This is a genomic window from Halosolutus amylolyticus (genome assembly GCF_023566055.1).
Classification (GTDB): Archaea; Halobacteriota; Halobacteria; order Halobacteriales; family Natrialbaceae; genus Halosolutus; species Halosolutus amylolyticus.
In genome coordinates, this window is record NZ_JALIQP010000008.1 from 219,837 (window position 1) to 230,102 (window position 10,266).

The 10,266-nt window shown below is 62.9% G+C and carries 10 protein-coding genes; 3 read left to right on the forward strand and 7 right to left on the reverse strand.

From position 1 onward, the window contains the following. Positions 1 to 24: 24 nt before the first annotated feature. Entirely contained in the window at positions 25 to 519 is a 495-nt protein-coding gene (locus tag MUN73_RS22465; protein ID WP_250142751.1) for a molybdopterin-dependent oxidoreductase, read from the forward strand. A gap of 56 nt (positions 520 to 575) precedes the next feature. Here MUN73_RS22465 and MUN73_RS22470 read toward each other — a convergent pair whose 3' ends face one another. Beyond that, complete coding sequence (locus tag MUN73_RS22470) at positions 576 to 908, reverse strand: hypothetical protein (protein ID WP_250142752.1); 333 nt, start codon at positions 906 to 908, stop codon at positions 576 to 578. A gap of 241 nt (positions 909 to 1,149) precedes the next feature. Continuing rightward, complete coding sequence (locus MUN73_RS22475) at positions 1,150 to 2,460, reverse strand: RNA-guided endonuclease InsQ/TnpB family protein (RefSeq protein ID WP_250142753.1); 1,311 nt, start codon at positions 2,458 to 2,460, stop codon at positions 1,150 to 1,152. Between the two features lie 173 nt (positions 2,461 to 2,633). Here MUN73_RS22475 and MUN73_RS22480 point away from each other — a divergent pair, with 173 nt between their 5' ends. Next, positions 2,634 to 2,825: a helix-turn-helix domain-containing protein gene (locus MUN73_RS22480; protein ID WP_321575784.1), complete on the forward strand. Its 192-nt coding sequence runs from the start codon at positions 2,634 to 2,636 to the stop codon at positions 2,823 to 2,825. Between the two features lie 112 nt (positions 2,826 to 2,937). Here MUN73_RS22480 and glnA read toward each other — a convergent pair whose 3' ends face one another. Next, positions 2,938 to 4,293: a type I glutamate--ammonia ligase gene (glnA, locus tag MUN73_RS22485; protein WP_250142754.1), complete on the reverse strand. Its 1,356-nt coding sequence runs from the start codon at positions 4,291 to 4,293 to the stop codon at positions 2,938 to 2,940. A gap of 267 nt (positions 4,294 to 4,560) precedes the next feature. Then, positions 4,561 to 4,884: a DUF8106 domain-containing protein gene (locus tag MUN73_RS22490; protein WP_250142755.1), complete on the reverse strand. Its 324-nt coding sequence runs from the start codon at positions 4,882 to 4,884 to the stop codon at positions 4,561 to 4,563. Positions 4,885 to 5,098: 214 nt separating this feature from the next. Between MUN73_RS22490 and MUN73_RS22495 the strand changes: the two genes are divergently transcribed. Continuing rightward, on the forward strand, positions 5,099 to 5,866 hold the full coding sequence (locus tag MUN73_RS22495) for a zinc metalloprotease (protein WP_250142756.1): 768 nt from the start codon (positions 5,099 to 5,101) through the stop codon (positions 5,864 to 5,866). Positions 5,867 to 6,115: 249 nt separating this feature from the next. On the opposite strand, the gene MUN73_RS22500 is transcribed toward MUN73_RS22495, so the two are convergent. The 3 genes from MUN73_RS22500 to MUN73_RS22510 form a co-directional block, all read right to left on the reverse strand. After that, positions 6,116 to 6,466: a winged helix-turn-helix domain-containing protein gene (locus tag MUN73_RS22500; RefSeq protein ID WP_250142757.1), complete on the reverse strand. Its 351-nt coding sequence runs from the start codon at positions 6,464 to 6,466 to the stop codon at positions 6,116 to 6,118. A gap of 235 nt (positions 6,467 to 6,701) precedes the next feature. Then, complete coding sequence (otsB, locus tag MUN73_RS22505; protein WP_250142758.1) at positions 6,702 to 7,511, reverse strand: trehalose-phosphatase; 810 nt, start codon at positions 7,509 to 7,511, stop codon at positions 6,702 to 6,704. Between the two features lie 3 nt (positions 7,512 to 7,514). Beyond that, positions 7,515 to 9,299, reverse strand: a complete 1,785-nt coding sequence (locus MUN73_RS22510; RefSeq protein WP_250142759.1) for an alpha,alpha-trehalose-phosphate synthase (UDP-forming) — start codon at positions 9,297 to 9,299, stop codon at positions 7,515 to 7,517. Positions 9,300 to 10,266 lie beyond the last annotated feature (967 nt).

Sequence of the window (10,266 nt, forward strand, 5' to 3'; positions counted from 1 at the left end):
CGTGGCCAACGTCCCTGGCCAGGCATGCAAAGGCGGCTGGAACACGAGCCGACCATGACCGATCACCAGCAACTCGTCGAGGCACTCACCTCGCCGATCCGGATCGTCGGCGAGGAGCGCGTCACCGTCTCACCCCCCGAACTCGCCGACCTTCCGATCCGTAGCCGCGAGTTCGAGATCGTCTGTGACTCCGGCGATCGACACACCGACCGCTGGCAGGGCGTCCCCGTCCTCGACCTGCTCGAGCGTGCCTCGGTTCCGGCGGAGACGACTCACCTCCTCGTCGAGTCGACCGACGGCTACCGCGTCTGCATCGACGTCGAGGCGGCGCTCGAGGGACTCGTCGCGGTCGCCAGAAACGGGGAGCCGCTCACTGCCGTGGCAGACTACGAATCGCGGTTCGTCTCCGCCGGGACGCGCGGTCCGCGCACGGCGAAAGACGTCTGGCGGATCGAACCCCGATCGCTCTCCCCCGGCGAGGACCCGGACGTGTACGAACGGTTCGACGCGAACGACTGATCGCGTGGTGAGACGTGAGCGACCGCGTTCCGGTCGTCTCACGGCCGATCAGCACGTCACCGCGTGACGGTCTTCGATCGGATTTCGTCACCCTCGCGCCACTGATAGTAGTAGTACGTCGTGCCGGCGACTTCCTCCACCGAGACGGTTGCCGTGTCGGGAACGCCGCTAGGGACGGGCACGTCAGCGGGGCTGTCAGCGTCGTCCGGTCGCTCCGCATCCGATTCCGATTCGTGCTCGTCCCTGCGCTCGGCCCACGAGGCGAGGTCGTCGACGTACGCCGCGACGGACCGGATCGTCTCGCCGTCTTCGTCCCCGAGCGCCGCGAGAAATGCGCGGAGATCCTCGTCCAGGTCGTCCGGCGGAGTCGGTCGATCGCCTGCGTCCATGCTGGGTGCCGATTGGACCGACGACGATAAAACTCCGTTCGTTGCGTCCCGTCGACCGGAGCAACCGGTTTCGGCGGAGTGGAATCGATCCCATCGGTTTGTGACGTACAGTCGACTGACAGCACGCGACGATCGTTGGGTGGTACCACAGCCCATATTAATTCACAGTATGTGTCTTAAACCCAATCAAGTCGAAGAGTTATATATCCGAACGTGGTGCTACAGACCGACTCATGTTGAGCTACCTACCGCTACAGCGGTGGGATTCAGCGTGGACTCCCGTTCTGGCCTCTGACGAGGCAGGAGAATAGCCTCCGTTCACGTTCATCATCCCGCTGTTCAAGCGCACGCCCAAGGGTGCGCCTCCGTCGCCCCCAGTTTGGTTGCGTTCGAAAATCGCGTCGCGATTTTCGAGCCAATCAGAACTCTCCGAGTTCTGATGACGACGGAGATACCGCAAACCGATGTTCTTCGCGGCATTGTAGTCCGCGTGGTTCTCATACCCGCATTTCAAGCACTCGAAGTCCTCGCCATCACGGTTGTCAGGGTGGGTGAACCCGCAGTGCGAACACCGCTGTGACGTGTTCTCAGGGTCAACCTGTTCGACCACGATTCCGTATTCCTTGGCCTTGTACTCGACGTACTCGTACACGCGGTCGAACGCCCACTTGTGGCCCCACGACGCACTAGTCCGCTCGCGGATGTCGGTCAAGTCCTCGAACGCGATGACCGAACAACCGTTCTCACGAGCCGCTTCGACCAACTCGTTGCTGATGCGATGGAGCATCAGTTTGAACCGCCCCTCTTCTTTCCGCCCGACGGACTGGATGTTCTCGTGTGCCCAGCGCGTGCCGCATTTTTGGAGCGAGCCACGGCGTTTCTCGTATTCTCTGCGCCAGTGGTCGAACTCGTTGCCCGTCCAGAACGTGCCCGTTGAGGTGACGGCGAGGTTGTTCACGCCGAGGTCAACCCCGAGAACCGTTCCGTTCTCGGTGGCTGCCTTGTTCGATGTGGCTGACTCCACGTCCTTCTTGCAGTGGACGTGAAGCACCCAGTTGCCGTCTTGGTAGTGCAGTTCCGCACCCGTCGTTTCGTAGTTATCTGAAAACAGGTACTCCGAGTGCGGCGTGTCACTATCCTCGTCAGGCAGTACGTAGTCGGCTTCGATGCGACCGTCCGTGGTAGCGAGGCTCACGCAGTCGTCGTGGAACGTTGCGGTGCGCTTGTCGTAGACGACGTGCGGGCTGGTGAACGTGGGTTTGGATGCTTTCTTCCCGTTCTTCCAGCGTGCGACGACGCTTTTGCAGGCTTCGGCGGCCTTGTTCCGAGCGGCTTGCACCAACCCGCCGTTGAACCCATCTGTTTTCTCGCGCACGTCGCCGTAGGTTTCGTCGTCCAGCGTGGTCTTGCTGGTAGTGACGTACTCGCCTTGAAACGCGTGGTCTACGACGTATTGAGCCGACCAGAGGAAGGTGTCTACAGTGTCTTCGAGGAGTGCGGCGTCGTCGCTATCCACGTCGAGTGCAACAGGGACAGTACGCCGCACCTCCATATGTTATCTGTGATAATAATAGTTCTTAAACAGTGGGGTGCCAGCCTGCTACAGTAGCCTGGTTTGATTCAGCAGTGACGGATTCATTCCACGGCTAAAGCCGTGGGTTTTCTCCTGTATTCCGTATAACTGAACAATACCACAAGCGACTCACTCCGGAAGAGGTCGAACCGGTGCCCGACGACCTCGACTCCGCGCAGGCGAAACTCGTGTACCTCTATCTCGCGACGACGGGTGGCTCGACGATCGAAGACCTGAGTCGGACGCTGGCACTGAAGAAAATCACCGTCCTGAGTCTGCTCAACACCCTCTCGAGCGGCGGCTACGTCGCACAACGCGACGAGACGTACGTCGTCACCGGGTGATCGATCGGCGACCGGCCAGCGAGAACGGCCGCGACGACCCAGTGCGGAGACTGCGACCGATCAGAACGTCTCGAGGTACCGATCGAGTTCCCAGTGCGGAGACTGCGATCGGTCAGAACGTCTCGAGGTACCGATCGAGCTCCCACTCGGAGACGTCGACGAGGTACTCCTCGAACTCCTGGCGCTTGGCCTCGACGAACTTGGGCGCGACGTGGTCGCCGAGCGCCTCGTAGACGGTCTCGTCCGCTTCGAGTGCGTCGACGGCCTCGCCGAGGTTCGACGGCAGCGTCTCGATGCCGTACTCCTGGCGTTTCTGCTCGTCGAACTCGTAGATGTTCTCGCGAACCGGATCTGGTGCCTCGAGGTCCTGCTCGATACCGTCCAGTCCGGCGTGGATCATCGCCGCGAACGCCAGGTACGGGTTGCAGGACGGGTCGGGTGAGCGAAGTTCGATCCGGGATGCGGCGGGGACGCGTGCCGCGGGCTTGCGGATCAGCGCCGAGCGGTTGCGATCGGACCAGGCGACGTAGACGGGTGCCTCGTAGCCCGGGACGAGTCGCTTGTAGCTGTTGACCGTCGGGTTCGCGACAGCCGTGATCGCGGGCGCGTGTTCGAGAATCCCCGCGAGGAAGGAGTGGGCGGTCCCGCTCAGGTTGAACTCGTCGTCCTCGTCGTGGAACGCGTTCTCGCCGTCCTCGGTCATCAGCGAGAGGTGCGTGTGCATCCCCGAGCCGTTGATCTTCGGGATCGGCTTGGGCATGAACGTCGCGTGGAGGTCGTGTTCGGCCGCGATCGCGCGGACGACCGTGCGGAACGTGCCGACGTTGTCCGCGGTCGCGAGCGCGTCGTCGTACTCGAAGTTGATCTCGTACTGACCGCGAGCGACCTCGTGGTGACTGGCCTCGATCTCGAAGCCCATGTCCTCGAGCCCGTAAATGATGTCGCGGCGGACGTCGCTCGCGAGGTCTTTCGGCGCGAGGTCGAAGTAGCCGCCGTGGTCGGCGGTTTCCGTCGTCGCGCGGCCGTCCTCGTCCTCCTCGAACATGAAGAACTCGGGTTCGGGGGCCGCGCTCACCGTGTATCCCAGGTCGTCCGCGCGCTCGAGCGCCTGCTTGAGCACGTAGCGGGGATCGCCCTCGAAGGGCTCGCCCGTCGAGGTGTCGTAGACGTCACAGATCATCCGCGCCGCCGCGCTGTCCTCGGTGCGTCTCCACGGGAGGATCGCGAACGTCTCCGGGTCGGGGACGAGACGCATGTCCGACTCCTGGATGCGCACGAAGCCCTCGATCGAGGAGCCGTCGAAGTAGATTCCCTCCGTGAAGGCCTTCTCGGCCTGGCGTGCCGGCACCGAGACGTTCTTGACCGTCCCCAGGATGTCGGTGAACTGGAGCCGGAGGAAGTCGACGTCCTCGTCCTCGATTCGTTCGATCACGTCCTCTTCTGCCGAAGTCAGGTTCCCATCTGTCATCTTCTACTCGACTTAGACAACGACATACACTATTAAAGCTTTGCTGTTGTGGGCGAATATCCTCTATAACGAGTCTTAGATAGACATTCGTGGTATAAATTAGGTGATTAAGACGACCTGCGGTTGACGACGTGAGAAGATACGGGTCCAAACTGGACAATGCTCCGCTGGCCGTAGCGAGGGCTGCCCGCAACGTGGTTCGAAAACACTCAGGAAACCCGAACCGTCGGGGATGAGAAACACTCGCGTCGATCTTCCGGATCGGGCCTATCGATTCCGCTCAGTCAGGTGGGTCATCGCACGCACGCCCTGCAGGCTCGCGTCGAGGCTGGCCCGCCAGACGTCGATCGATCGCCAGGCGAGCCGTCCCCAGGCCGTCGAGAAGGTCTCGTCGAAGTCGGCCTCGCTCGATCGCGGTCGCCTGGCGATCGGCGTCCCACACACCGGACAGGCGTACTCGACGGTCCCGGTCCGCACGCGGCGGGTCCAGTCGCCGTCGATCGCGTTCGCGTGGTCACACTCCGGGCAGTACAGTGTCGACTTCCGTCGGACTGGTCCCGCGTCGTGACCGTGTGTCGTGGGCCGAGTCATCGCCCGGACTACGGTCCCGACTCGTAAAGACCCTGTCCAGCACGATTTTTCGTCCAGAACGCCCGACCAGGGTGACTGAATCCACGGCCACGACGGCGTCGGTCCGGAACCGAGCAATCCCGGAACCGATCGGATACGAAGGGATCGCGAGAGTATATAATGTCGACACAGATTAACCAGCACAGTCAGGACAGATCCCTCGGAACCCCCGATCGTGAACCGCCGCGTCTTCCTCGGGGCCCTCGGCACAGTCGCGTCGCTCGGCACGATCGGGTACGCGACGCGAGACACCGTCGATCGACTCGACGTTCGCGTGTGGCTCACGGAGCGCGCCGCCGAGTACGACGCAGTCACGACCCGGATTCGGGACTATCTCGGCCGGATTCTCGACCTCGATCACTGGACGCTCGACCTCTCGATCGGCGGCGTCGTCCCCGTTTCGACAGAGGACGGCGCGCGCGTCACCAACCGGGGCGAGTGGCCCCGCGCCGTCGCCGCCGGCGCGATCGGCCGACGCGATATCGAGCCAGCGGCCGACGTCAACCTGCTCGTCACCGACGGTCAGATGGAAGACGCACCGACGGGGTACGGCGTTCCCCACGTCGCGTCGGTCGGCGGTGCCAGGTACATCGCCACGCTTCCGCCGTTCGACGAGTTGATCGCCTCGACGTCCGCGGCCGAACGGTCCCGGAAGATCGTCCCGAACACGACGCCGACCCGAACGATGCAGGTACTCGTCCACGAAGTCGGTCATGCGCTCGGACTCACCCACGAGCACGGCGTCGCCTACCGGTACGGCGATTCGATCGTGGCGTCGCCGATGCTCAGCAGTTACGCGTGGTCCCCCGCCTACGACGGCGACGAGTCCGCGTGTGGCACGAGCTATCCCGACCCGGACGGACTCGATCGGAAGCTCAGTCTCGTGTTTTCGACGTGTACGCGACGGGCGCTGGCGGAGTACAACGGTAGTCTCACCGCCTGAGTACTGGCCGCTCGACGATCGTGCGGGGCGATCGGGTTCGACAGCCGCAGGCGTATCGATTCCGCAAGGGCCCGGTCGACCGTTTTCGCCTGAACGGCGGCCCGCGGCGATCGTCTCGGCGACGCGTACGCTCCGCTGGGGGCGTCGTTACTCCGCTCCGGGAGCCCTCTCGCCATCAGATTCGCACAACTCGGCCTCGAGAAATGCGTCCGGTGCGACGGGCCCGCCACACCGATCGGGTCGAGTCCGTTACTCGTCGTCGTTCCCGTCGGTCTCCCCGCGCGCAAAATTGACGTGCTGGTCGCCCTCCGCCGACGCACTGGCATCGGGACCCTCGATAAGCGATTCGAAGTCGTCAGCGTCGTCGTATTGATCGCGGTAAACGAGAGCGGCTTTCCCCATCGAAGTGATCTCGTAGAGTCCGGAGCGCTCCGCAGGCCCGATCTTGGTGACCAGTCCGTAGTCCTCGAGAACCGGCAGTCTGGTGTTGATGTTCTTTCGGCTCTTGCCCGTATGCTCGGCCAGATTCGTTGCCACGTTCCGCCCCTTATCCTCGAGTTCCTCGAGGATCAAGAAGTCAGTCGGTTGACGTAATTTCACGTTCAGTCACGCCCCTACCCCACCATATTTCCAGCGGCGACTAATTCTTTCGAATCAGTTCCTTGGATTAGGAATGGTGATCTGTTCCAGAATAGTTAGATCTATTATAGTTTTGTCCGGCTGATCCACACCGTAGAACTGTGCCGGATCGACGATCACGATATCCGGGGTGAACGGATCGACGAACTTTCCGATTGGCTCGACTATCGATCGATCCGACTACCGATCGATCCGACTACCGATCGAGCAGTTCGAGGCCGATCGACTCGAACCACTCGAGCGTGGACGCGACGCCGTCGGGCGACCCGACCCGCAGTGACGCCGCGGAGGGCTCGTCACCGCCGACTCGGATTCCGAATCCGTCGGATTCGACGGCCTGAAACGCCGATTCGTCGGTGACATCGTCGCCGACGTAGACCGACACCGTCTCACCAGGCACGTCCGCCTCGATCAACTCCACCGCGTTTCCCTTCCCCCACGGAATCGCCGGCCCGATCTCGAGGATGCGCTTCCCAGGGGACAGATCGATGTCGTCCCCGCCAAACCGATCGACGATCGCACGCGTCCGTCGTCGAACGACGGGCCGGACGACCTCCGGAACCGATCGAAGGTGTACCGTCCCCGTCAATCGCTTGTTCTCGACGCGGCAGTTCGGGATCGTCCCGACGGTCCGCTCCAGGAGCGAACAGAGCCGCGCGATTCTGGGGGCCCGATTCCGGGCGACCGGATGGACGGCGACCGATCCGTCGCGTTCGAGTTCGAGCCCGTGATTCCCCGCGTAGACGTCCGGCCCGTCGACGCGTTCCCGGACGTCCGCGAGTGCGCGACCGCTCACGACGGCCGTCGTCACGCGTGAATCCGCCGTGAGCCTCGCCACCACAGCCTCGTTCGCGGGCGTCGCGGCGGCCTCCTCGGGATCCTCGACGATCGGCGCGAGCGTCCCGTCGAAGTCCAGACAGAGGACCAGTCGCGAGGCGTCCCGGGCGGCCCGGCGCACTCGATCGGCGCCCTCGTCGAACGGAATCGGCGGCGTCTGGGTCGCCATTCGTCAGACCGGGGGCGTCCGCCCACGTGAATTCCGATCTCGATCCGAACCGGGGCCGCTGCCGTTCGTTCCGCCGTGGACGCGCCTGATCCAGTCGAACTGCGTTCGCATCCACGACTCGATGTCGTCGTCGAACACTCGCGCGCGAAGCGTATTCATTCGCCGCTGTCGTTCGTGCGACGGCATCGTGAGCGCGCGCTCGAGCTGATCCGCGAACTGGGCCGTATCGGTCGGGTCGATCGACAGCGCGTGGCTCCCGAGGCGATCGTGGGCCCCGGTTCGATCGCTCAGCACCAGGCAACTGTCGGCGTCGACGCTCGCCGCCACGAACTCCTGTGCGACCAGATTCATCCCGTCGAGCAGGGGGCTCACGACCATCACGTCCGCGTGCCGGTAATACGCCGCGAGCGTCTCGGTGTCCAGGTATTCCTCGGTGTAGACGATCGGCTGCCACTCGTCGCGTTCGAACCGTCGATTGATCCGTTCGACCTCGCTTTTGACCAGCTCGCCGTGGCGTTCGTAGGTCTCGATCTCCGTTCGGGACGGCGTCGCCTTCTGGACGAACGTGAACTCGCCCCGCCAGGACGGATTGCGTTCGAAGAACCGCTCGATCGCCGCCAGCCGTTCCGGGATCCCTTTCGTGTAATCGAGCCGATCGACCCCGAGGCCGAGGGCGGTGCCACGGGGAATGTCGAGTGACTCGAGCAGGGTCGATCGATCGATATCAGATGCGAGAGCGTCATCGGCGAGGGACTGGGCATCCACACCCATCGGCGTCGCCACGACCTGCGTCGTCCTGCCGTCGTGGTCGACGGATCGAGTCCTCCAGTCGACGGTGGCCCCAGGGAGGTATCGATCGACGCTCTCGAGAAAGTTATCGACGTACCGATCGATGTGAAACCCGAGCAGATCGTTCCCGAGCAAGCCCTCGAGCAGCCGTCCCCCGGCCGGACAGTACCGGAACGTTTCCGCTGACGGCCACGGAACGTGCCAGAACTGGGCGACGGTCGCCGACGGCGGGACGCCCGCCCGGATCATGCGTGGCGCGAGCGCGAAGTGATAGTCCTGGAGCCAGATCACCGCGTCTTCCGTCGCGTGCTCGATCGTCGCCTCTGCAAACCGCTCGTTGACGGTCCGGTACCACTCGAAGTCGTTCGATCGATTCTCGACCAGATCGAGGAACTCGTGACACAGCGGCCAGAGCACGCGGTTACTGAACCCGCGGTAGTAGGAGTCGACCGCTTCGTCGGAAAGCTGGATTCGACGGAGGGTGTAGGCCTCCTCGCCGGGCGGGACGGCCACGCAGTGTTGCTCGTCGGCTACCGCGAAGTCCGCGTCGCCGTCGCCCCAGGCGATCCACGTCCCATCGGTCTGCTGGACGACGGGATCGAGGCCCGCGGTCAATCCCCCGGTCGGTTCGTCGACCGAAATCGATCGCTCCCCGGTTTCCCGTTCGACAGCCCCATTGGGACGCGGGACGGCCCCGGTATTCGATCGTGAGTTCGCGGTCCTCGAAGGGAAGTCGGCGCTCGAGCCGTCCGTGTCGTCCGTTCCGGCGTCCGAATCGTCCGTTTCAGCGTTCGGGACGTCACCACCAGTGACCGAACCGGCCTCTTCAGCGTCCGAATCGTACGAGTGGCGATACGGCTGCCGGTTCGAGACGACTATCAACGTTCCCGGACAGGACGACCCGTCGGCCTCCGTCTCCCTCGTTCGGCCGTTTCCATCGGATCGCAATTGTCGGTTATACACAGTCGTCGACGACACGTACTCCTCGGGAACTCGCATTCGCTACGTCAAGACAGCCTCGCCACCGGTTGATTCGTCGCCTGCATCCGCATGGAGATTTAATACCCCCTCCTAGTAATCAGCCACACGATATCGTTCGGATTCGGCGACCGATGCCGATCGGCCGATCGATTCGGCTCGATCCGCATCCGCCCGGCGAAACCCGTACTCGACGTCCGCCTGACGAAACCCGTACTCGACGTCCACCTGACGAAACCCGTACTCGACGTCCACCTGACGAAACCCGTACTCGACGTCCACCTGACGAAACCCGTACTCGACGTCCACCTGACGAAACCCGTACTCGACGTCCACCTGACGAAACCCGTACTCGACGTCCACCTGACGAAACCCGTACTCGACGTCCACCTGACGAAACCCCGTACTCGACGCCGAAGCGATCGCATTTTTCTACGTGAGACACCGTGTTTCCGGTGAACGGTAATCGGTCGGGACACCGTGTTTCCGGTGAAGTTCCGACGACCGGTTCACACCGGGTTTCCAGTGAAAAAGATACGATTTCCCGATCGAGGACCTCCTATTCGCCCGATCGAAGACTTCCAATTCGGAGCGCAGGGTTCTTGAACAGTCGAAAGACCGTCCCAGACGATCGAATCTGGTGGGCATCGACACGTACGATCGAATCCCGCAGGTGGCGACTCGGTTTGCGCGTGCTAACTGGACACCGGGTTTCCAGTGACGACGCCGGTCGGAGCGGCCCTTCCCTGGGAATTTGCTCGTTCTGCGGCGATTCGCAGTGAAGGAGTGTATTTCCGGTGTAATCCGTACACCGATCGATCGAATCACCCGATTCGAGGGGGTCGACTGGCCTCGTCCGATCGAGCGTGAGTGATTTCGGTTGAGCGAGCACGGGTAATATCGGCTGATCGAGCGTGAGTGATGACCAATTGCGATCGGTCAGAATCGACTTTCTAGGAAGGGGACGAGTCGACCGAATTTCGGGAAC